This window comes from Streptomyces sp. NPDC034049, assembly GCF_055575575.1.
This window is the reverse complement of record NZ_JBVISJ010000008.1, coordinates 389,984-412,379: the sequence shown is the minus strand read 5'-3', so window position 1 is coordinate 412,379 and position 22,396 is coordinate 389,984. Positions and strand designations below refer to the sequence as shown.

At 72.7% G+C, this 22,396-nt stretch carries 19 protein-coding genes; 5 read left to right on the top strand and 14 right to left on the bottom strand.

Annotation, left to right across the window (positions count from 1 at the left end):
* Positions 1 to 139 precede the first annotated feature (139 nt).
* Positions 140 to 1,183: a serine/threonine-protein kinase gene (locus tag ACZ52C_RS24895; RefSeq protein WP_469076812.1), complete on the bottom strand. Its 1,044-nt coding sequence runs from the start codon at positions 1,181 to 1,183 to the stop codon at positions 140 to 142.
* Positions 1,184 to 1,328: 145 nt separating this feature from the next.
* Here ACZ52C_RS24895 and ACZ52C_RS24890 point away from each other — a divergent pair, with 145 nt between their 5' ends.
* Both ACZ52C_RS24890 and ACZ52C_RS24885 read left to right on the top strand, forming a co-directional pair.
* Positions 1,329 to 4,316 carry a bifunctional glycosyltransferase/CDP-glycerol:glycerophosphate glycerophosphotransferase gene (locus ACZ52C_RS24890; RefSeq protein ID WP_469076811.1) on the top strand — a complete coding sequence of 996 codons (2,988 nt, stop codon included), beginning with the start codon at positions 1,329 to 1,331 and terminating at the stop codon, positions 4,314 to 4,316.
* The gene (locus ACZ52C_RS24885; RefSeq protein WP_469076810.1) at positions 4,313 to 5,431 is read left to right on the top strand and encodes a glycosyltransferase; all 1,119 of its coding nucleotides are present in this window, start codon (positions 4,313 to 4,315) and stop codon (positions 5,429 to 5,431) included. Before ACZ52C_RS24890 ends, ACZ52C_RS24885 begins: the two co-directional genes overlap by 4 nt.
* Positions 5,432 to 5,530: 99 nt before the next feature.
* Here ACZ52C_RS24885 and ACZ52C_RS24880 read toward each other — a convergent pair whose 3' ends face one another.
* Positions 5,531 to 6,388, bottom strand: coding sequence for an ABC transporter ATP-binding protein (locus tag ACZ52C_RS24880; protein ID WP_469076809.1), 858 nt, complete (start codon positions 6,386 to 6,388; stop codon positions 5,531 to 5,533).
* Positions 6,381 to 7,313: an ABC transporter permease gene (locus tag ACZ52C_RS24875; protein WP_469076808.1), complete on the bottom strand. Its 933-nt coding sequence runs from the start codon at positions 7,311 to 7,313 to the stop codon at positions 6,381 to 6,383. Before ACZ52C_RS24875 ends, ACZ52C_RS24880 begins: the two co-directional genes overlap by 8 nt.
* A 194-nt stretch (positions 7,314 to 7,507) precedes the next feature.
* Between ACZ52C_RS24875 and ACZ52C_RS24870 the strand changes: the two genes are divergently transcribed.
* Together ACZ52C_RS24870 and ACZ52C_RS24865 are read left to right on the top strand one after the other, a co-directional pair.
* Positions 7,508 to 8,143, top strand: a complete 636-nt coding sequence (locus tag ACZ52C_RS24870) for a TetR/AcrR family transcriptional regulator (RefSeq protein ID WP_469076807.1) — start codon at positions 7,508 to 7,510, stop codon at positions 8,141 to 8,143.
* Positions 8,144 to 8,259: 116 nt separating this feature from the next.
* The gene (locus tag ACZ52C_RS24865; protein WP_469076806.1) at positions 8,260 to 8,730 is read left to right on the top strand and encodes a DUF6174 domain-containing protein; all 471 of its coding nucleotides are present in this window, start codon (positions 8,260 to 8,262) and stop codon (positions 8,728 to 8,730) included.
* A 9-nt stretch (positions 8,731 to 8,739) separates the two neighbouring features.
* Here the strand turns inward: ACZ52C_RS24865 and ACZ52C_RS24860 are convergent, their stop codons facing one another.
* From ACZ52C_RS24860 to ACZ52C_RS24825, 8 genes are all read right to left on the bottom strand, one after another.
* Positions 8,740 to 9,687 (bottom strand): ADP-ribosylglycohydrolase family protein, encoded by a 948-nt coding sequence (locus ACZ52C_RS24860; RefSeq protein WP_469076805.1) that lies wholly within the window; start codon positions 9,685 to 9,687, stop codon positions 8,740 to 8,742.
* Between the two features lie 110 nt (positions 9,688 to 9,797).
* Complete coding sequence (locus ACZ52C_RS24855) at positions 9,798 to 10,175, bottom strand: toxin-antitoxin system YwqK family antitoxin (RefSeq protein ID WP_469076804.1); 378 nt, start codon at positions 10,173 to 10,175, stop codon at positions 9,798 to 9,800.
* Complete coding sequence (locus ACZ52C_RS24850; protein ID WP_469076803.1) at positions 10,175 to 12,613, bottom strand: hypothetical protein; 2,439 nt, start codon at positions 12,611 to 12,613, stop codon at positions 10,175 to 10,177. Before ACZ52C_RS24850 ends, ACZ52C_RS24855 begins: the two co-directional genes overlap by 1 nt.
* Complete coding sequence (locus ACZ52C_RS24845) at positions 12,610 to 13,035, bottom strand: DUF6507 family protein (RefSeq protein ID WP_469076802.1); 426 nt, start codon at positions 13,033 to 13,035, stop codon at positions 12,610 to 12,612. The genes ACZ52C_RS24850 and ACZ52C_RS24845 overlap by 4 nt, the downstream gene beginning before the upstream one ends.
* A 13-nt stretch (positions 13,036 to 13,048) precedes the next feature.
* A complete protein-coding gene (locus tag ACZ52C_RS24840; protein ID WP_469076801.1) occupies positions 13,049 to 13,183 on the bottom strand; it encodes a hypothetical protein in 135 nt (44 codons plus the stop codon).
* Between the two features lie 10 nt (positions 13,184 to 13,193).
* Positions 13,194 to 14,189: a UDP-glucose 4-epimerase GalE gene (gene galE / locus ACZ52C_RS24835; RefSeq protein WP_469076800.1), complete on the bottom strand. Its 996-nt coding sequence runs from the start codon at positions 14,187 to 14,189 to the stop codon at positions 13,194 to 13,196.
* Positions 14,190 to 14,244: 55 nt separating this feature from the next.
* A complete protein-coding gene (locus ACZ52C_RS24830) occupies positions 14,245 to 15,864 on the bottom strand; it encodes a glycosyltransferase family 2 protein (RefSeq protein WP_469076799.1) in 1,620 nt (539 codons plus the stop codon).
* A gap of 134 nt (positions 15,865 to 15,998) precedes the next feature.
* A complete protein-coding gene (locus tag ACZ52C_RS24825; RefSeq protein WP_469076798.1) occupies positions 15,999 to 16,514 on the bottom strand; it encodes a MarR family winged helix-turn-helix transcriptional regulator in 516 nt (171 codons plus the stop codon).
* A gap of 129 nt (positions 16,515 to 16,643) precedes the next feature.
* Here ACZ52C_RS24825 and ACZ52C_RS24820 point away from each other — a divergent pair, with 129 nt between their 5' ends.
* Positions 16,644 to 17,057: an organic hydroperoxide resistance protein gene (locus tag ACZ52C_RS24820; RefSeq protein WP_060884502.1), complete on the top strand. Its 414-nt coding sequence runs from the start codon at positions 16,644 to 16,646 to the stop codon at positions 17,055 to 17,057.
* 102 nt (positions 17,058 to 17,159) lie between these two features.
* Here the strand turns inward: ACZ52C_RS24820 and ACZ52C_RS24815 are convergent, their stop codons facing one another.
* From ACZ52C_RS24815 to ACZ52C_RS24805, 3 genes are read right to left on the bottom strand one after another with little or no spacing between them, the layout of a single operon-like run.
* Positions 17,160 to 18,773, bottom strand: coding sequence for a hypothetical protein (locus ACZ52C_RS24815; protein WP_469076797.1), 1,614 nt, complete (start codon positions 18,771 to 18,773; stop codon positions 17,160 to 17,162).
* Positions 18,774 to 18,812: 39 nt separating this feature from the next.
* Positions 18,813 to 20,174 (bottom strand): hypothetical protein, encoded by a 1,362-nt coding sequence (locus tag ACZ52C_RS24810; protein WP_469076796.1) that lies wholly within the window; start codon positions 20,172 to 20,174, stop codon positions 18,813 to 18,815.
* Positions 20,171 to 22,396 carry a bifunctional glycosyltransferase/CDP-glycerol:glycerophosphate glycerophosphotransferase gene (locus ACZ52C_RS24805; RefSeq protein ID WP_469076795.1) on the bottom strand — a complete coding sequence of 742 codons (2,226 nt, stop codon included), beginning with the start codon at positions 22,394 to 22,396 and terminating at the stop codon, positions 20,171 to 20,173. The genes ACZ52C_RS24810 and ACZ52C_RS24805 overlap by 4 nt, the downstream gene beginning before the upstream one ends.

Sequence of the window (22,396 nt, the reverse complement as noted above, 5' to 3'; positions counted from 1 at the left end):
GGCCCGCGGCCATGGTCTTTCAGGCCCGCAGGGCCTGGTCTTTCGGGGGCGCGGGGCCTGGTCTTTCGGGGGCGCGGGGAACTGCGCGAGAAGCCCCACCGGGCCGGCAGCCGACAACGCAACCGAACCGGCGCTCGACTCACGGCTCCCGCCGCACCCGGCGCCGCCACTCCTCGTCCCGTACCGTGATCGGCGCCGTCGGCGGGAGGCGGCGGGCCGTCGGGGCCTCTGAGATGTGGGGGGCCGGGGCCGTCGGCGCCTCCGTCAGGGACAGCGTGCGGAAGGCGGTCTCGATGATGGTCACCGACGTGGCGACCGGGGTCGGCAGCCAGCCCGTGAAGTCGCGGACGTCCCGGCGGGCCGCCCCCGCGCAGTGCTCGGCCACGGCCGCCGCGGAGGGGCGGGTGGCCGGGTCGGCGGTGAGGCAGCGCCGGACGACGTCCACGAGAGGGCGGCCGATGCCGTCCAGCGCGGGCGGGGCGACGTCCGTGGCGGCGATGCGCGTGGCGATGGCCAGCGGGTTGCCGCGCCCGTACGGGTGGCTGCCGGTGGCGGCGACCGCGGCGATCAGGCCCAGCGCGAACACGTCGGACGCGGAGGTGACCCGGCGGCCGAGGGCGTGCTCGGGGGACATGTAGCGCGGGGTGCCGATCAGGCGTCCGGCGGTGGTCAGGGTCGCCGCGCCCGCCGCGCGGGCGATGCCGAAGTCGAGCAGCCACGGCCCGTCGGCGGCCAGCAGCAGGTTGGCGGGCTTGACGTCGCGGTGGATCACCCCGGCGGTGTGCACGGCGTCCAGCGCGTACGCGGCGCAGGCCAGCAGTTGCAGGACCGTGGCGACCGGCAGCGGGCCGTGGGTCTCCAGCGCCTGGTCGAGGGGGACACCCGGAACGTAGTGCGTGGCCAGCCAGGGGCGCTCCGCACCGGCGTCGTGGTCGACGATCGGCACCAGGTGGTAGCCGGAGACCCGGCGCCCGGCCGCCACCTCACGGGCGAACCGCTCACGGAAGGCGGGGCTGCTCGCGTACTCCGGTCGGACCAGTTTCAGCGCGACCGGCTGGCCGCCCCGGCTGCGGGAGAGATAGACGGTCCCCATGCCGCCCTCACCGATCCGGGCGTACAGCGGATACCCGGCGATCTCCCGCGGATCCTCCGTCCGCAGCGGCTCAGGTACCACCCCACGCATCGACCGCCCCCTCCGCTCAGCCCGTCCCCGGAGGGTATCGCGGCACGGACCGGCCGGAGGCGGGTGAGGCAACCCGCGCACCGCCGGGGACATCTACCCAAGTGGCCCTCAACCGCACCACGGTCTATAGAGGGTAGAAACAGTGATGAACGGAACGAACCGTACTGATGGGGTGAACGCGGACGTGGACCAGCGACCCGCCGTATCCGTCGTCGTGATCGTCTACAACGACGAGGCCAGGCTGCCCACGGCCGTCCGCTCGGTGCTGGAGCAGACGTTGCGCGGCGTCGAGGTCGTCATCGTCGACGACCACAGCACGGACGGCTCCTACGAGGTGGCCGCCCGCCTCGCCGCCGAACACCCGGACCGGGTGCGCGCGTACCGGCTGCCCGAGAACAGCGGCGGCTGCGGCGCGCCCCGCAACGCGGGCATCCGGGAGACCCGGGGTGAGTACGTCGTCTTCCTCGACAGCGACGACGTCCTGGAGCGCAACGCCTGCCGGAACTTCCTGGAGGCCGCCGAGAGCACCGGCGCCGACCTCGTCTCCGGTCTCTGCGTCCGTGTGCACGTGGACACCCGCAACCGGAAGGAGGTCCCGTGGTACCCGTGGCTGTACACCCGCACCCGTACCCTCGACTCCGTCTCCGAGCTGCCCGACCTGCTGGTCTACGACACCCTGTCCACCAACAAGTGCTACCGCCGGGACTTCCTGGTCGAGGGCGGGCTGCGGTTCCCGGTCGGCATCCACTACGAGGACCTCTTCTTCTCCGCCCAGGCGTACGCCGCCGCCCGCCGGATCGCCCTGATCCCCAACCGGGTCTACGACTGGAACGTGGTCGAGAAGGCGGAGTCCAAGTCGATCAGCAACCGGCGGGCCGAGATCGCCAACTTCGCGCACCGGATGGAGATCCACCGCCGGGTGGACCGGCTCCTCGCCGACCAGGGCATGACGGAGCTGAAGTTCCACAAGGACGTCAAGTTCCTCAAGCACGACCTGGTGCTGCACCTGCGTGACCTGCCCTTCCGGGACGCGGCCTACCGCCAGGAGTTCGCCGGGCTGGCCCGCGCCTATCTGGCGTCGATCGATCCGGCCGCGTACGACGAGGTCGAGCCCATCCACGCCGTCTGCGCGTATCTGCTGCGGAGGGGCGACTGGGACAACCTGCTGCCGGCCGTGGACACGCTCACCAACCGCGACAAGGTCTCCGCGCCCCTCGTCGAGCGCGACGGGCGGATCTACTGGTGCGCCGAGCACCTGGACGCTCCGGGGGAGGAGGGGGAGTCCGCCCGCCGGATCCTGGACGTCACCGACCTCGGCTACCACGCCCGGCCGGTCCGCAAGCTCTTCCTGCGCAACGAGCTGACGCGGTACGAGGAGTACGCGCCGGAGCGGGGTGCGAAGGCGGGGCCGGGCAAGGTTGGGGGCGGTGGTGTCCGGCTCGCCGGGCGCGTCACCAATCCGCTCGGGGTGATCCCGGTCGGCGCCCGGCTCTCCGCCGCGCTGGAGTTCTACGCCCGCCGCCCCGGCGTGCGCTTCCAGACCTTCCGGGTGCCGGTCGCCGATGTCCGGCACGAGGGTCGGTACCTCACCTGGCGGGCCGACGTCGACATCTCCAGGACGCTCCGCCCGCTGGGCGTCGTGGACGCCGTGTGGGACGTACGCCTCCACCTCGACGTCGACGGCGAGCGCACCACGAGCCGGCTGACGGCCGCCGAACCGGGGCTGACGGGCGGCGCGCTGCCGGTCCGGCCGCGGCTCACCCGACTGGTCGCCGACCGGGTCGAGCCGCAGATCTCCGTCCGCGGCCACCTCGCGTTCCGGCTGGTCCCCGACAAGAAGGCCAACGTCCTCGTCACCCGGGGACTTCGCGGCACACCCGGCAGACTCGCCAAGTCGGGCTACCGCAAGGCGAAGGCGCTGCGGAAGAGAGTCACCTCCGGGAGCGCCAAGATCCGCCTGTATCACGAGGTGTTCCTGCGCATGCCGAGGCAGCGGCGCCTGGTGGTGTTCGAGAGCCACCTCGGTCGGCAGTACAGCGACAGCCCCCGGGCGATCTACGAGGAGATGCGCCGCCAGGGTCTCGACTTCGAGGCGGTGTGGTCGTACACCGGCCGCCCCGAAGGGTTCCCGGCCGACGCCACCCTCGTGCGGCGCTGGTCGCTGCCGTATCTGCGGGCGCTGGCCCGCGCCGAGTTCTGGATCGACAACCAGAGCTTCCCGCTGAAGCTGACCAAGCGTCCCGGCACGACCTACCTCCAGACCTGGCACGGCTCCGCCCTCAAGCGGATGGGCTTCGACGAGCCCGGCTGGAAGCTCAAGACCCGCGCCGAGCAGGCCGAACAGCAGCGCACCCTCGACCGCTTCGACCACTTCCTGATCCGCTCGGAGCACGATGTGCGCACCCTCGCGAAGGCCTTCCGGCTGCGGGAGAAGGTGCTGCTGCGGGTGGGCTATCCGCGCAACGACGCCCTCGCGCGAGCCCGGGAGACGGCCCGCACGGACCGGGCGGACCGCACGGGCCGCACGGACCGGCGTGCGTCGCTCGCCGCCGAGTTGGGCATCCCGGAGATCTCGGCGATCCCGGCGGACAAGAAGATCCTGCTCTACGCCCCCACCTTCCGCCACCAGGGGCAGCGCCGCTTCACCCTCCCCTTCGACGTGGAGCGCTTCGCGGAGACCTTCGGCGACGAGTACGTGCTGCTCGTGCGCGCCCACTACCTCAACCACGTGGTGCTCCCGCCGTCGGTGCGGGGCCGGGTCGTCGACGTGTCCGACCACCACGACGTGACCCCCGTCCTCGCCCTCGCGGACGCGCTGATCACGGACTACTCGTCGGTGATGTTCGACTACGCGCTGCTGGACCGCCCGATGTTCTTCTTCACGTACGACTACGAGGAGTACGTCCACGAGGGCCGGGGCACCTACTTCGACCTCCTCGAACGCGCGCCGGGCCCGATCGTGCGCACGGAGGAGGAGCTGCACGCCGTACTGCGCGACTCCTCGCTGGAGGAGCAGACGCTCAAGTACGCCGCCGCGCGGGAGCGGTTCACGGCCGGCTTCGGCGAGTACGACAAGGGGACGGCGGCCCGCGACGTCGTCGACCAGTTCTTCTCCGAGTGGAGGCGCAAGTGACCGGGCGGGGCGAGGCAGGGGGCACCGGGGCGCGGGACGTCTTCCTGGTGTCCAACAGTGTCGACGAGACGGGCGGGGTGACCAGTTGGACCCACCACCTGGCCCGTCTCCTCACCGAGCGGGGCCACCGCGTCCACGTCATCGGGATCACCACCCCCGAGGACCCGCACCCGCTCGGTGAACTCCCTTACCCGACCACCCGGTTGTACGACGGCCAGCCGCCTCCTCCCGGCCGGGCGCGGGACGCGAGCATGCGGGAGAGGGCCGCCGTGCTGACCGGCCTGTTCCGGGCCGCGCGCCCCGGCGGGGTCGTCATCGTGACCCAGGTGTGGGCGATGGAGTGGGTGAGGCTCGCCGACACCGGCGGTCTGACCGTCATCGGGATGAGCCACGAGTCCTTCGAGACCTCGCGCCGCTCCTCACGCTTCCGGCGGGTGCTCACCTACTACCGCGACGTCGACCGCATGCTCGTCCTCACCCGCGAGGACGCCGACCTGTGGATCGGGCAGGGCCTCAACAACGCCTCGTACCTGCCCAACGCCGTGCCCTGGCTGCCGGACGAGCCGTCCCCGCGCACCGGGAAGGCCGTCGTCAGCATCGGCCGGCTCAGCGACGAGAAGGGGGTCGACATGCTCCTCGACACCTGGGCCGAGGTGGCGCCCCGGCACCCCGACTGGACGCTGCTGGTCTACGGCTCCGGCGAGGACGAGGAACTCCTCAGGAAGCAGTGCACGGCCCTCGGCCTGGACGACTCGGTGTCCTGGATGGGCCGTACGCACGACGTGCAGGGCGCTCTGCGCGGCGGCTCGGTCTTCGCGCTGTCCTCCCGGGGCGAGGGCTTCCCGCTCGCCCTGATGGAGGCCATGGCGATGGGGGTCCCCTGTGTCGCCTTCGACTGCGCGCCCGGCGTCCACGAGATCGTGCGCGACGGCGAGGACGGCCTGCTGGTCCGGCCCGGCAACACGGGTGAACTGGCCCGCAAGCTGGACCTGTTGATGACCGACAGAACCCTGCGGGACCGCATGGGCGACAAGGCGAGGCAGAACATCCGCCGCTACGGCACGGAGGAGATCGTGGACCGCTGGGAGGCCCTGTTCACCTTCCTGGAGAGGTGAACAGCAGCGTGCCCCCGCAGGGGCGCGGGGAACTGCGCGATCAACCACGACGCTCCCGCACCCGCCACCCACAGGCCCCGCCGAACTCGCAGGCGAAACCTACTTCTTCCCGCCGGTGAACCTCTCGTACTCCTTCAGCACCTCGTCCGTCGCCCCGTCCATGCGGAGCTCCCCCCGCTCCAGCCACAGCACCCGGTCGCACGTGTCCCGGATCGACTTGTTGTTGTGGCTGACGAGGAACACCGTCCCCGCGTGCTTCCGCAGCTCACGGATTCTGGCCTCGGACCGCTTCTGGAAGGAGCGGTCCCCGGTCGCCAGCGCCTCGTCGATCAGCAGCACGTCGTGGTCCTTGGCGGCGGCGATGGAGAACCGCAGCCGGGCCGCCATGCCGGAGGAGTACGTGCGCATGGGGAGCGTGATGAAGTCCCCCTTCTCGTTGATGCCCGAGAAGTCGACGATCTCCTCGTACCGCTCCATGACCTGCTCGCGGGACATGCCCATGGCGAGCCCGCCGAGGTGGACGTTCCGCTCGCCCGTGAGGTCGTTCATCAGGGCCGCGTTGACGCCGAGCAGGGACGGCTGGCCGTCGGTGTAGATGCGCCCGTTCTCCACGGGGAGGAGCCCGGCGACGGCCTTGAGCAGGGTGGACTTGCCGGAGCCGTTGGTCCCGATGAGCCCGATGGCCTCGCCCCGGTACGCGGTGAAGGACACGTTCCGCACGGCGTGCACCTTGCGCACGCCGGCCGCCTTCTCGGCCTTCTTGCGCCGCAGGATGCGGTTGAGCGCGGCGGTGGCGGTGCCGCGCCCGGCCCCCGTGCCGTTGACGCGGTAGACGATGTCGACGCCGTCGACGACGACGGTCGGCACGGGCTCGGGGACTGCGGTGCCGGTGCCGGCGGCCCGGTCGGCCTCGCGCCGGGTGCCGGGAAGGGTGGGGTCGATGATGGTGTCAGCCACGGCCGTACGTCTCCTCGGACTTCCAGAAGTAGATGAACCCGCCGACGCCCGCGAGGAGCGCCCAGCCCGCCGCGATCGCCCAGACGTGCGGCGGCAGTTGGCTTCCGTGGAAGCTGTCGATCAGCGCGAACCGCATGAGGTCGATGTAGACGGCGGCGGGGTTGCACTCCAGCAGCAGATGCACGAACGCCGGGATGTTCCGGTCGGCGAGCATGTGGTCGATGCTGAACATCACGCCCGAGGTGTACATCCAGGTGCGCAGCACGAACGGCATCAGCTGCGCGATGTCGGGGGTCTTGGCGCCGATCCGCGCCATCACCATCGCGACACCGGCGTTGAACACGAACTGCAGCGCCAGGGCGGGCACGATCAGCAGCCAGGACATGGCCACCGGTACGCCGAAGGCCAGCAGGATCACGACCAGCGCGGCCATCGAGAACAGCAGTTGCTGGAGCTGCTGGAGGCAGTACGACAGGGGCAGCGAGGCCCGGGGGAAGTGCAGGGCCCGCACCAGGCCGAGGCTGCCGGATATCGCCCGGGTGCCCGCCATGATCGAGCTCTGGGTGAAGGTCCACACGAACACGCCGGTCACGAGGAACGGTACGTAGTCCGGCACGCCCTTCTTGGTGCCCATGAGCAGGCCGAAGATCAGGTAGTAGACCGCCGCGTTCAGCAGGGGGTTCGCGATCTGCCAGACCTGGCCGAGCTTCGCCTGGCTGTACTGCGCGGTCAGCTTCGCCGTGGCGAAGGCGGTGATGAAGTGCCGCCGGGCCCACAGCTGCCGTACGTACGCGCCGAGCGAGGGGCGGGCCCCGCTGACGCTGAGGCCGTACCGCTCGGCGAGCTGGGCCGGGGTCTCGGCGGCGCGGGCGGTTCGGGAGGTGGCCGCCGTGGTCGGGGGCGGTGTGTCGAGGACCTGGCTCACATCCGCTGCTTTCGCTAGTGAGGTCGCTGGTGGGGGGCGTCCCGCGTACTCGGCCGCGCTGTCATGGCTTGGCTTCTCACGTCGCCCTTGCCCTGCTCTTACGTCGGGACGGGACCGTATCGTCGCAACGTGAGAGTAAGCCGATTCGACGTCGGAACGCAACCGTTTCGTCGTCACGGCCTATGCTGTGGGCCATGACGACGAACGCCGAACCCTCCGAGGGGCAGCCGCCACGGCCGCGCCGCCGGGCCCCCGCCGGGGCGGCCGTGCTCCGCGAGGACGTGACGGAGGCGATCCGGACGGCGGTCTTCGAGGAGCTGGCGGCCGTCGGCTACGCCCGGATGTCCATCGAGGGCATCGCGCGTCGCGCGGGCGTCGGCAAGACGGCGGTGTACCGCCGCTGGCGCTCCAAGCTGCACCTGGTGCTGGACCTGGTCTCGGCGGTCGCGGTCCAGGGCCTGCCGATGCCGGACACGGGTTCGCTGGAGGGCGACCTCCGGCTGCTCTACGAGGTCACGTCCCGCGCGCTGCGCCACCCGGTCGCCGGCCAGATCATCCCCGACCTCCAGGCCGAGGCCGCCCGCAACCCGGAGATCGCCGAGGCGATGCAGAAGGCGTTGCGGGAGGGTCAGCAGAGCGTGGCCACGGGGATCGTCGCGTCGGCGGTCGCCCGGGGCGAGATCCGGGCGGGCGTGGACGAGGACCTGGCGCTGGACGTGATCTCCGGCCCGCTGTACTGGCGCTCGGTGGTCGTGCGCGCGCCGAAGCTGCCGAAGGGGTATCTGGAGGGCCTGACGCGGGCCACGGCGGGGGCGTTGCGGGCGCTGTAGGGCGAGCCCGAGGCCCGCTGTTCCGGAGCTGAACGTTCCGTGGACGGGTGGCGTCCTAGTCACAGCCGCTCAGAAATGGGGTCGCCGTGACTCGCTCATGCTCCCGTGCTCGTTCCGTGCTCCTGGCCGCCGCGCTGATCGCGGGGACGGTGGGCACGGTGGGGATGACCGCCGCCTGTGACGGCGGGACGTCCGCCGCACCGAAGGGGCGAGCCTCGCCGCAGCCCACCACGGCACGGAACACCGTCATGTGGCAGGAGCCCGCCTCGTACGTCTACACCCTCACGTCGACCTCGCAGGCCCTGGCGGGGAGGTTCCGGGTGACGGTCAGGGACGGCGAGGTCACCAAGGCGGTCGGCCTCGACGAGGACAGTCGCCGGCTGCTGAGGGAGGGGCCCGGCAGCGTCCCCGGGATCGGTGACCTGATGGACATGCTGGAGAGGGCCTGGCAGGAGCAGGCGGACACGGCGGAGGTGGAGTACGCCGCCGACGGGCATCCCGCACGGATCACCCTGGACGTGGACGAGAACGCCATCGACGACGAGGCGGAGTACGTCATCAGCGGCTACGAGCCGGGCGCGGGCTGAGGCCGACGGTCAGCGGGCGGCTCGGGTCGCCAACTCCGTTGCCAGGTGGATGAGTTCCGGGGCGCGCAGCACCCGCTCCCCGAACCCGGGCAGCGGCACGTGCAGCGCCTCCAGCCAGCGCTCCGGGATCGTGTCGGCGCCGTACACCGCGCCCGCGAGGCCGCCGGTCACCGCCGCGACAGTGTCGGTGTCGCCGCCGAGGTCCACGGCCGCGCGTACGGCGTCCTCGTAGGAACCGGTCGTCCGGACGGCCCAGACGGCGGAGCCCAGACAGGGCCAGACCGCGCCGTTGAACTCCGTGGCCTGCGCGGGGTGCCAGTCGGGGGCGAGGACGACGTCGTACCGGGCGCGGTGGTCGGGGTGGAGTGCGGCGAGGGTGTCGGGGACGGCGGCGAGCGGGTCGCCGCCGGCCAGCGCGATCCGGACCAGCTCGTGGAAGGCGGCGGTGCCCTCCCAGGCGGCCGGGTCGCCGTGGGTGAGCGCGGACAGCCGCCGGGCCGCGTCCATGGTGCGGTCCCGGCCGTCCCTCGCGAAGTACACGGCCGAGGTGGCGGCCCGCATCAGCGCGCCGTTGCCTGCGGCCCGCAGGTTCACCTGGAAGTGGCGGGCGGCGGCGAGGTCCCAGGGGGCGCCGCCGGTCAGCACGTCCTCGGTCTGGATGCCGATGTCCTTGGGGCCGGACACCGCCCAGCGCTGGAACCGTCGGAAGATGTCGGGCAGTTCGAGTCCACCGTGCTCGACGAGCGACTCCCCGACGAGGACGGCCATCTGTGTGTCGTCGGTCGCCTCCCCCGGGTCCCAGCCCCCGCCGCCGCACATCTCCCCACCGTGCCCGGCCTTCGGGAACCGCGCGGAGAAGGCCCCCTCGGGCCCGAACTCGAACGGCGCGCCGAGCGCGTCCCCGACGGCGGAGCCGAGGACCGCGCCGAGGGCGCGCTGAGGGTCAACCGCGGCCAAGGGTGCCTGCCTTGAGGGTGGTGAGGAGGGCGTGGAGGGGGCGGGGGTGGTGGTGAAACGCCGCCAGCCGCACGGGTAGCCCTGTCTTCATGGCTGTTCTTTCGGCCAAGTCACTCCGGACCGAAGCCCGGCGCGTACCAGGCGAGGGTCTGCTCGCCGTTCTCGTCCCATTCGAGTTCGGCCAGGGGGTGATGACCGTCCTCGGTCGTGATCCGCTTCGCGGCGAGAGCGCCGTCGGGATGCCATCTGCGGGATTCGCCGACGGGGAATCCCGCACGCATGGTCCCTTCGGCGCGCAGGGTGCCGTCCTCGTACCACTGTCTGACCGGGCCGTCCACGATCCCGTCCCGGTAGGTCTCCAGGCTGACGAGCGCGCTGCCCTGGTACTCGACCACCTCGCCGGTGAACAGCTCGCCCTGGTAGAAGAGGCGTTCTCCGTCGTCGAAATCCACCTTGGGATCGTCGATGTCGATGCGGGGAAGGGTCATCAGGGAATCCAGTTCTCGGGGCCGGGGGGGTCCTTGAGATAGCGGCCGTGGCTGCTCGGCACCCCTTCCAACATATGGTTGCAGTTACCACAGAACGGCGCGCCTCGCGGGTAGAGCCCGGTCGCCTTGTCGGCCATGTACGGGAACTGAACCGAGGCCCGCATCTCCGCCAGTGCCGCCGGGCCGTCCGGGAGGCCTGCCTCCGTACGCGCCCACAGAAGCTGGTTCGCCGCCTTGACCTCCGCATGGCTGAGGATGGGGGCGTGATGCGGCGGGCTGCCGGCGATCTCGTCGTAGCGAGCCCGCAAGGTGGGGTGCAGCCGTGCGAGAGGAATGGACTCGGGCGGCCTGGGACCGTTGATGCCTTCGACGACATGCCCGGTGCGCAGGTCCATCACGGCACCCACGCACGCCCCGGTCTGTGCCCGAGGCCAGGTCTTGGCGTCCTTCGCCTGCAGATACACGTCGGCCCGGTCACGGGACAGGTCGTCCAGGTAGTCGGCGACCGGGCGTCCGTTCACCTCGGTGATGAGTCCGTCCTGTCGCGTCACCTGGGTGTCGTCCAGCGTGGCGAGGAGCTTCTCGCCCGCGCCGGGCGGCGGCACCACGCCGTCACCACCCGGGAGATCGGTGATGTGGTCGACGGGCGGTGACGCCGGGGGATCCGGTCGGTGGTTCACGTCGGAATCCGGGTGTGATCCGTCGACGTGGTCGCCCTGGCCCGAAGGAGCACCCTCGCCGTGACCACCAGCGGGTGTCTCTCCACGCCCGCCTGAGGGAGTTTCGTGGTGACCGCCGCTCGATGTCTCGCCGTGCCCGTGGCCACCGCCGGCCTGGCCGTCGCCTCCCCGTGAGCCGCCGCTGCCCGGCGTCTCATGACTCCCCGCAGGCCCCCGGCCCAGGTCATCGGCCCGCCCGCCCGGCAGGTTCTCCGCACGTCCGCCCGGCAGGCCGTTGTCGCTCACCCGCCCGGTACCGCCCAGGTCGTCCCCGACGCGCCCCACAGCCCCCGTGCCGCCGTCGCCGACGCGGGCGCCCGCGCCCACCAGCTCCGGCTCGGGCCGGGAGACATCGGCGCCGCGCTCGGCCGCCGTCCCCTCGTGCCTGATGGCGTCCAGGGACTCGCGGACCGTGCCGTCGGCGTTGTGGACGACGAGGGTCTTGGTGTCGAGGTAGACGACCTCGCCCTGGGGCGTCTCCATGCGGACGCTGTTCTCGGGGGTGAGGCCGGCCGGGAGGTCGTCGGCGATGTTCGGCACGTCGGCGATCTGGTACGTGCCCTCGCCGAGCCTGATGTGCGTGCCGTCGGTGATGCCGCGCAGGCTCGCCATGACGTCGCCGATCTTCACCGCCGTCGCGCCGACGCCCTTGGTGAGGTACGTCATCGGGTCGACGATCCGCCCCGCCTTGCCCGCGAAGGAGATCGCCTTGGCGATGGCGCCCGCCTTGCCCGCGCCGGAGACCGCGCCGCCCGCGCCGCCCGTGAAGATGGTGGTCAGCACGTTGAAGGTGACCGCGCCGGCCGCCCGGGAGGGGTTCTTGCCCCACTCGTCGTACGCGATCAGCGCCTTGCCGGTCTCCACGACGGCCGTCCGGGAGTCACGCAGCCAGGACGGCAGTTTGTCGTCGGGGGCCAGCCAGTACGCGGTGCCCACCACCGGTACGGCCGTGATGAGGATGCCGGTGGCGAGCTTGCCGAGGCCGACCCACGCCTGTCCGGCCGCGTCCCAGCCGCTGAACCCGACCAGCGTGCCCAGGCCCTTGATCGTGCCCCACACACCGTCCACGACGAAGCCGACCGCGAAGTCCCAGACGTGCTCGTGGACGTAGTACCAGGGGTTGGACTCCTCGACCGGGTCACCCCAGGGCAGACCACCGGCGTTGTTCAGGTCCTCGCCCCGGTAGCCGTACATGTTCTCTTTGTTGGAGCCGTCGTTGACGACGAGCGCCTGGCCGCCGACCAGCGCGACGATCTTGTTGTAGCAGTCGCGTTCGGCGGCCTGGAACGCGGCGTAGGCGGCGTTGATGTCCGAGCGGCGGTTGTTGTTCTCCTCGACGAGGTCGCCGTCGGCGCGCCACTCGTCGTCGCCCTCGATCTTCGCGCGGAACGCGATCGCGTCCCGGCGCAGCTGGTCGAACTTCTGCTTGAGCGGCCCGACGGCGGCGGCGTACGTGTCCAGCGCCGAGGCCACGGTCTCCAGCTCGGTGGCGAACTCCTCGCCCTTCGTCGCCACCGGCGCGGTCGTCGCGAACAGCGCCTCCGCCTCCGGCGCCTTGTAGTACGCGGAGAGGCCGCCGAAGCGGGTGTGGATCGCCGAGCCCGAGTCCTTCAGGGAGGTGCCGGCCGAGCGGACGCCCGCGATGCCCAGGTCCAGCTGCTCCAGATCGCCGGTGAACTCGGGGACCTCCTCCGGGATGACGGGGATGTCGTCGCTCACTTCGGCCCCTGCCCGCCGTTCCCGTCGACACCCGGCGGTGGCGGTACGACGGTCGCCTTGAGGGCGTTGGCCTGGTGCGTGGCGGCCATGTCCAGGTCGCCGGTGACGTAGGCGTTGGTGGCGTCGGCCGCGCCCTGCACGGAGTCGATGGTCCGCTGCGCCATGTACGCCAGCTTCTGCTGCCGCTCCTGGAGGTACTGGCTCAGCGCCGCCGCGACCGGTCCGACCGGCACCCGGGGCGTGCCCGCGGCCACCGGACCGACCATGGGGCCGCTGAACTGCCCGCCCGGTACGGCCGTTCCGGCGGACTCGGCCGCGCTCGCCATGTTCGTCACCAGTGAGTTGGCGGCCTTCTCCAGGCCACCGGCCGCCTCACCGGTCGATTTCAGCGTGGTCTGCACGTTGATCGGTCGATGTCCCAAGCCGGCACCGTCGCTACCCCCGTAACGCCCTGCCGGACACGTCGTACGTACGTCGTTCGCCGAGGAGTTCCTCGTCGCCGCCGAGCAACTCCTCGGCGGCTTCCCCTAGTACACACGAGCAAACGGCACCGGACAGTTCCCGCTTCACGTCGATTCCGTCATAGCAGGCGCTGCTGCCGCTCCGTCCGCCGCGTCCATCCCGCCCACGCCGATGAGATCATGTCCTCGACGCCGTACCGCGCCTTCCAGCCCAGCTCGCCGGCGATCCGGTCCGCCGAGGCGACCACGCGCGCGGGGTCGCCGGGCCGCCGGTCGACGACCACCGGCGGCAGGTCGTGACCGGTGAGCGCGTTGATCCGGTCGATCATCTCGCGCACCGAAACGCCCTCCCCGCGGCCGATGTTGAGGGTGAGATCCGTGCCCGGCGCCTCGCGCAGCCGCCGCGCGGTCGCCACATGGGCCTCCGCGAGGTCGACGACATGGATGTAGTCGCGGACGCAGGTCCCGTCGGGGGTCGGGTAGTCGGCGCCGAAGATCAGTGGCGGGGCGCCCTCGGAGAGCTTCTCGAAGACCATCGGGACGAGGTTGAAGACGCCGGTGTCGGCCAGTTCGGGGGTGGCCGCGCCGGCCACGTTGAAGTAGCGCAGGGAGGCCGTCGACAGGCCCGTCGCCCGGCCCGTGGCCCGGACCAGCCACTCGCCGACCAGCTTGCTCTCGCCGTACGGGCTCATCGGCGCGCACGGCGTCTCCTCGGTGACGAGGTCCCCGTCCCGCGCTGCGGACGGCATGCCGTACACGGCGGCGGAGGACGAGAAGACGAAGGACGCGACCCCGGCGTCCGTGACGGCCGAGAGCAGGGTGCGCAGGCCCTCGACGTTCTCCCGGTAGTAGTGCAGCGGCAGGTCGACGGACTCGCCGACCTGCTTCTTCGCCGCCAGGTGGACGACGCCGGTGATGTGCCGGTCCCGGATCACCCCGGCCAGCCGCTCCCCGTCGAGGGTGGAGCCGATCTCCAACGGGACGCCGTCGGGCACCCGTTCGGCGGCGCCGGTGGACAGGTCGTCGTAGACGACGGCGTCCTCGCCCGCGTCGAGCATCGCGCGCACCACGTGCGCCCCGATGTATCCGGCGCCACCGGTGATCAGCCAGGTCATGGACGACCGTCCCCTCGTAGTCAAGACGATGTTGCTGGTGGAATCGCGTCGGCGCTCAGTGAAGCAGGCGGGTGAGGCGACGGCGGACGACCTCGGTCAAACCTCGCCAACCGGGCGCGAGTCGTACCGCGAGCGCCCCCGCGTGGGTCGCGTACGGCTGCACCAGGAGCACCCCGTGGCGCACGCTCGGCAGTGCGCTCCGGCGCAGCAGCCCGGCGCCCGCGAGGGCGTGCGCGGTGGTCTCGCGGCGGCTGCCGTCCGCGAACCGGAGGCGGAGCCGCAGGTCCCAGGTGCCGTTGCCCAACGCGGCCAGATCCAGCGGCACTTCCGCCGTCCAGCTGTCGACGTCCGACGCGTCCGGCCCGCTGTCGCCCTCCACCTCGGCCAGCAGGGGCGCCGTGCAGGTGAAGCCGACCCGTCCGTCGGTCCGTTCGGTGAACTCCGCCTCCACGGTCCGGGGCCCCGCCTCCGCCATCCGCCCGTACAGCTCGTGGAGCCGCAGCCGGAGCACCGTCCCCCGTGCGCGGGGCCGCAGTTCGGCGTCGACGGCGGCGGGCAGCAGTTCCACGGGGCGGACCAGGAGATGGTCCAGCTCCACCTGCGGCAGATCGGCGGACCAGACGGGCGTGCCGTCGCCCGCGCGCGCGTAGGGCGGGGTCAGCCGGGCGGGGCGGGCGGACATCTCCTTGAGGCGGGGCAGGTCGCGCGGCTCCTCGGCGGCGAGGATCACCCGGGCGACGACCCGGCCGGGCGCGGGCGCCGGCGCGAAGTCGGCCTCGTCGAAGGTGGCCAGGTACGCGCGCGTGAGCGTCCACCACTCGCGCCGGTACTCCGCGCCGCGCAGGTCCAGCTCGCGGGCGTACATCCGCAGGGAGTGGTCGAGGAAGCGGGTCCGGGCGGCCCGGGCCGGGCCCTTCTCGCCGGCGCCCAGCAGGATGTCGTACGACAGCCGGTCGGCGTCGAGGCGGGCCCGCCAGTTGGCGATGTCGGAGCGGTCCAGGGAGATGGACAGCCGGGCCGCCGAGCGGCGCACGTGCCAGACGTACACCGGGTCGGGGACGAGCGCGACGCGCGGCGCTGCGGCCAGGACACGCGCGCCGAACACGAAGTCCTCGTAGGGGAAGCGGCCCTCGGGGAACCGGATGACGCGCTCGCGCAGGAAGGAGGTGCGGTAGAGCTTGTTGACGCAGAGGGTGTCCTGGACCAGGCGTGCGCGCTGGGAGGAGTGCTCCACCAGCGTGCGCCGGGCGTACAGCTCCGGCTGCCAGGGGGTCTCCCGGCCCGACGGCAGCTCCCTGCGCACGCACAGCCCCGACGCGACCGGCGCGTCGTGCTCCAGGGCCGCCGCCAGCAGCGCGTCCACGGCACCGGGCGGCAGGACGTCGTCGCTGTCCAGGAACATCACGTACGGCGCTGTCGCGACGTCCAGGCCGGTGTTGCGCGGCGTGCCGCAGCCGCCGCTGTTGGCCGTGCGCCGGACCACCCGCAGCCGGGGCTCGTCCTCGGCGAGCCGCTCCAGCAGCTCCGCGCTGCCGTCCGTCGAGCAGTCGTCGACGGCGATCACCTCACGGACGGCCGGCCCCTGTGTGAGGGCCGAGCGCACGGCGTCCGCCACCTGGGCCGCGTCGTCGTAGCCGATGACGACGACGGAGACCTGCGCCTGCTGAAGAGCCATGGTTGCCCCGCACCTGTGAGAGGTATGTGTGCAAATCTTCCCTTACGGGAGGCTTCGCGGCCCCGTGGGGAAGATGGCGGGCGGGAGGCTGGGGTTCCGTATGCAGGTGTCGGATTCCGTCGGCGAACCGACGGTCACCCGGCGGGCTCCGCGAGTGCCGCGTCGTCCAGGGCGGCCGTCAGGTGGTCCAGGCGGTCGCGCAGATCGCGGATCTCGTCGATGTCCAGGCTGGTCGCGGAGACGATCCGGCGGGGCACGGCCAGAGCGCGTTCCCGCAGGGCAGCGCCCTCCTCGGTCGGTCGCACCACCACCGAGCGCTCGTCGCGCGCGCTGCGCTCGCGCCGGACGAGACCGGCCGCCTCCAGACGCTTGAGCAGTGGCGAGAGGGTCCCGGAGTCGAGGCGCAGGTGCTCGCCCAGCTTCTTCACGGGCAGCTCGCCCTGCTCCCACAGAACGAGCATCACCAGATACTGCGGATAGGTGATCCCCAGGTCCTTGAGGACCACGCGGTAGGCGCCGTTGAAGGCGCGCGAGGCGGCGTGCAGGGAGAAGCAGATCTGCCGGTCGAGACGGAGGAAGTCCTCCTCGGAGACCTGCCCGGAGATCTCCGTGGAGGTCCCTTCGGGCATGGGGGCGGGGCTCGTGGTCATGACTCCAGGGTAACTCCTGTCCACCATTTAGTTGTGGGCAATTGAATTGTGTGCTCTACTGGAGTCCGTGAACGGCGGTCGGACCGGACCGCCGGACGTGAGATGACCTGTGAAAGGGATGGTTCTCCCATGGACGCGCTCTACACCGCTGTCGCCACCGCCACCCACGGCCGCGATGGTCGCGCCGTCACCAACGACGGCAAGCTCGACCTCGACCTGGCCCTCCCGGTGGAGCTCGGCGGCAACGGCCAGGGCACCAACCCGGAGCAGCTCTTCGCCGCCGGCTACGCGGCCTGTTTCGCCAGCGCCCTCGGCCTCGTCGGCCGCGCCGCCAAGGTCGACGTCAGCGACGCCGCCGTGACCGCCGAGGTCGGCATAGGCAAGGAGGGCGAGGGCTTCGCCCTGAAGGCCACCCTCCGCGTCGAGCTGCCCGACACCGTCGACGAGGCCACCGGCCGCAAGCTCGTCGAGCAGGCCCACCAGGTCTGCCCCTACTCCAACGCCACTCGCGGCAACATGCCGGTCGAGCTGGTCGTCGAGTAGTCGAGTAGTCGTCTCCCACGCGGCCCCGCCGCCCGCGTGCGACGTCCCCCGGATGTCGCTGACACCCCCCGCTGCCGCGCGGATCGCTCCGTGCCACTCCCCCTACGGAGCGATCCGCGCCAGCACCTCCCCGGTCCGTGGGCTCCAGTCCACGACCACCGCCTCCTCCGGCACCTTCTGCCGCCGGGAGAGCACCAGCCACCGCACCCCGTACCGCCGCGCGACGGCCGCACGCTCCTCCCGCGTCGACGCCGGATCCAGGTACGCCCGCACCTCCGCGTGCCGCCGCACCCGCTCACCCTCCGCCAGCGCCGGATCGGGCCAGGTCGGCGCCGCCATGTTCACCCCGTACCCGGGGAGCGCGCGGGCCGCCGCGTACCCGTCGGTGATCAGCACCTCGCCCGCCCGCACATGCCGCGCCGCCCAGTCGTACGAAGGCCAGCGCGGCGGCTGTGCGAAGCCGACGGGGTCCAGTGCCCGGGGCACCACGGCGCCCGCCTGGACGGTCAGAAAGCCGACGCAGGCACCGACGGCGGCGGCCCCGCCCAGGAGCCGCCGGGCCCACCCCCACGGCCGGGGCGCCGCCAGCTCCACCGCCAGGGCGACCTGCGCCGGCACCGCCGCGAGCGCCAGCACCCGCCCGTACGTGTAGTGCCCGCTGACCCAGCCGTACGCCATCGTCAGACACTCCGCCGCGCACATCAGCACCAGCGGGTCACGTGGCGACCGGCGCGCCCGCGCCCACAGCGCCGGCAGCCCGAGCAGCGCCAGCCAGAGGTTGCCCGCCGCGCTCTCGTACAGCAGGCGGTGGACCCCGTCCAGGCCGGCGTGCCCGGCCAGCGACAGGACGGCGTAGTACGGCCAGCCAAGCGCCACCGCCAGGCCGGCGGCGCCCGCCGCCGCCCACCGGGCCGTCGCCGGCCGCGACCAGCCGTCCTGCCGGGCCGCCACGATCGCCGCGGCCCCGGCCAGCGCGGCCACCGCCGTGATCGGATGCACCAGCAGGATCAGCCCGTACAGCACCCCGAGCGCCGCGTACGCCCAGACGCCGGCCAGACCGCCCGGCCCGACGTACCGCACCCGCCCGGCGGAATGGCCGCCACGCGCGCGCGTCCCCGTCCACGCCCAGGCCCAGAACGTCAGCCCCGTGGCGAACGCCGAGGGGTAACCGAGGTTCAAGGTCAGCGACATCAGCCCGAGGAAGCCGCTCCACAGGATCCGCTCGGTGCCCCACAGCAGCGTCATGAACAGCACCGCGAGGACCGGCGCCCACGGCCGGGGCGTCAGCACGCGCACGAAACGGCCGATCCCGGTGAGCAGCACCAGCAGGTTCACCGGCCCCGCCAGCCTCACCAGGGACCAACCGCTCAGCCCGGTCAGCCGCGCGAGCACGCCCTGCGCGACGGTGTACGGGGAGTAGTACGGGCTGCCCGCGCCCGGCAGATCGGCGGTCGGGTGGGCCGGGTGCAACAGGTCCCAGCGCAGCCGCTCGACGACCGCCGCGTGCTGACCGGCGTCGCAGCACAGGGGCACGCGCCAGTACGCCCACGTCATGACCAGCCAGAACAGCGCGCCCACGACGACGTACGGGGTCGGCCGCCGGGACAGCCAGGTGCGGCCGCCGCGCAGCGCGGTGGCCCCGAGCGCGCCACGCAGACGGCGCCGGACCGGCCACTCCGCACCGGGATCGAGAGGATTATGGGCTGTATCGGGCATTTGCCGTGTATTCCCGGTAGCGCCGGGAGGGTCAACGGCTCAGCTCGCGGTCACCACATCGAGTGAGTCGTGAGGGGTGGTGATCCGCTCCAGCAGCAGGGGCAGCCCCAGCACCGGCAGCAGCCACGCCACGACGATCAGCCGGTCGCCCCAGATGGTGATGTCCGGATGCGCCGCTTGGTTGAGGACACCCGTGCACGCGGCGGCGAGCACGAACCAGCCGAACACCGGCCGCTGCCGCAGCGCGCCCCACGCGCCCGCCACCAGGGCGGCGAGGAACAGCGGCCGGGTCAGCTGCCGACGCCCCCACTCCGCCCAGAAGTTCGCCTCCAGACGCAGGAACTCCGGCCACGGGGCGGTCCGATCGGGGCGCGTGAAGTGATCGGTGAGCAGGTCCTGGAGGCTCTCCGTGGACGTCGGGTGGCGCAGCAGCGCCGCGAGCGCCGGAGTGCCCACCACCGCGCACGCGGACACGGCCCCGACCGCCAGGACCCACGGCTCGACCGCCCGCGCCCGCACCCGCGCCCACATCTCGAACGGCTCGCGCCCCGGTCGTTCACCACCGCGTGCGCGCCGCCCGCCACCGAGCCCGAGCCGCGCGGCGACCACCGCACACGCCCCCGCCAGGCACACCCCCAGGAACAGCGCCTGCGAGTGCTTCACCGTGAACAGCGCCGACAGGGAACCGGCGACCAGCAGCACGCCCGCCCGCACCCGGCCCTCCCCGGCCAGGGCGCATCCCCAGAGCGCCGTCAGTGTCAGGGCCAGCAGTACGCCCTCGGTCATGGGCCGCATCGCGGTCGCGCCGCAGGGGAGCACATGGAAGAGCGCCTGGCCGGTGAGGGCGAGGGGGACCGGCGCGCGGACGGCACGCAGGACGACGTGGGCCAGGACGCCCCCGGCCGCCGTGATCAGCACGCTCGCCAGCCACACGCCCCACAGGACCCCGAACACCGCGACGAACGGCGCCAGCAGCACCGGGTATCCGGGCCGCGCCTCGAAGATCCGCAGGAACCGCTCCGAGGCGAACGGCGCGACCGGGACGCCCGACTGCCCGGCCGCCAGCCGCCGGTCCACCTCCCGCCACAGCTCGCGCCGGCACTCCCGCGCGACCCGCGCGGCCGGGCTCGGCTCCCGGAACCGCACCACGTCCACACGGTGCTTCCGCTCGGCCGCCGCCCGGCTCCCGCAGTAGTGGTCGATGGTCCCGGCGGCCGACTCCCGCACGCCCGCGCCGCCGAGCGCGAGGGCGTACGAGACGTAGTTCCTGGTGTCGGGAGTGGCGCGCCCGGTGACGCCCGCCAGCTGGAACAGCGCGAAGACGACGGCGAGCAGCAGCACCCACGCCCGCGCGCGCGTCGCGAGGACCCACGCCCGCCCGCCGGCCGTGGGCGCCCTCATGAGGACGACGGGAAGGCGGCGGCCGCCCGCGAGCCGGCCGCCCGGAGCGCGGGCACCGCCCCCGCCGGCTCACCCAGCATCAGGGTCCGCACGACCCGCTCGGACGCCCGCCCGTCGTCGAACTCGCAGTACCGCTCCCGGAACCCCGCCCGCAGCCGCGCCGACTCCCGGTCCCGCCACTGCCCGGAGTCGAACAGCCAGGCGAGCTCCCGGTAGGAACGGGAGACATGGCCGGGCGGGTCGGCGACCAGGTCGACGTACAGGCCCCGGCTAGCGGCGAAGGCGTCCACGTCGTCGGCGTGGACGACGATCGGGCGGTCCAGGTTGGCGTAGTCGACCATCAGGGCCGAGTAGTCCGTGACCAGGACGTCGGAGGCCAGCATCAGCTCCTCCACGTGCGGCTCGTCGGTGGCGTCCACCACGACACCCCGCCGGTGCAGCTCGGCGAGCCCGTACCCGCGCGCCGGGCCGTCCGCGAGCGACGGATGCAGCCGGACCACGAGGGTGAGCGCCTCGCCGAGGCTGCGCCGCAGGTCGGCGGCGAAGCGGGCGAGGTCGAAACGCTCGACATGGCCGCCGCGCCGGTAGTCACGGGGGGTGGGCGCGTACAGCACGACCGTGTGCCCGGCCGGGACGCCCAGCCGCTCACGGACCGCCGCGCCGCCGCCCGGACCGGCGTTCACGAGGACGTCGTTGCGCGGACTGCCGGTGCGCAGCGAGGTGAAACCGCTCGGGTACGCCCTGCTCCACACCAGCTCGGAGTGGCGGTTGGCGACGAGGCTGTGGTCCCAGCGGTCGGCCCCCCGCAGCAGCCCCGGCACGTCCACGCCGAGCCGGGCACCCGGCTTGTGCAGCAGGTCGGCGCCCATGAACTTCAGCGGGGTCCCCTGATGGGTGTGGACGTGCACACTGCCCGGCCGCTTGGTGAGGGCGCCGGGCCAGTCGGCGTTGCCGACGAAGTACGTCGCCCGCGCGGCCAGCCGCAGATACTCGGGCGAGCCCGGCGTCACATGCTCCACGCCCGGCGGCAGCGCCGCCACGCGCTCCGGACGCACCACCCACACGCCCCTGATGTGCGGCGCGAACTCACGGGCGGCCTGGTACACGGCCGCCGGGTCCCCCAGCACCCCGCCATGGGAGAACGCCGAGTACAGGGCCAGGTGCGGGTCCAGCGGCAGCCGCTCGTGGGCCAGCGACCAGCCCCGGCCGATCCACTCGGCGCCGGCCGCCCGCAGCCGCTCCCCGCGCACACCGAGGGCGGTTCGGGCGCGGGCCGCCCACCGCCGGGCACGGTAGGCGGCCCAGCCGCCCTCCAGCACCGGGTGCGCGGGGGCCGGCGGCGCGTCGTCCGACCGGTGCTTGCGGTACAGCCCCGCCGCCCGGCGGAAGAACTCGGCCCGGTCGCCGGGCGGCACCCGGTCCGGCGCGGCGAGGACGTCCAGGCAGTGGCCCGCCATCGCGTTCCGTACCCGGGGGCGCCAACTCGCCAGTTCGGGCCGGGAGTTCAGATGGGCGAAGACCCGCTCCCACTGGTCGAGCACGTCGAAGTGACCCCGTCCGGTGGTGGACAGGAGGGTGCCCCGCGGCCGCTGCCGGCAGGACACACAGATCCGGTCCAGCGTGGCGATCCGCCCGGCGCCGAGCAGCACCGGGAACGTCCAGGCCGTGTCCTCGTAGTGGCCCGGCGGGAACCGGAAGCCGTGCGCCTCCAGGAACTCCCGCCGGTACGCCTTGTTCCACACGACCGTCGGCAGGTCGAGGATCTCCGGGTGCTCCGCGAGCGTGAAGGTCCCCTCGCCCACCGCGCGAAGCAGGTGCGCGCGGGCGTCGCGGCGCGTCTCGCCCCACCAGTACGCGCGGACGTGGTCGAAGACCAGCACATCGGGGTCCCCGGCCTCGTCCAGCCGGTCCGCCAGCGCGCGCAGGGCGCCCTGCGCGAGCGTGTCGTCGCCGTCGAGGAAGAGGACGAAGTCGCCCGTGGCGTAGGGCAGTCCGGCGTTGCGGGCACGGCCCGGACCCACGTTCGCGGGCAGGTGCAGCACGCGCACCCGCGCGTCGCGGGCGGCGTACGCGTCGAGGATCTCGCCGCCGCCGTCCGGCGAGCAGTCGTCGACGGCGATCAGCTCCACGTCCCCGTACGACTGCTCCAGGACCGAGTCGAGACACTCGCGCAGCTGCCCCCGGACCTCGAAGACGGGGACGACGACACTGAAACGGGGCAT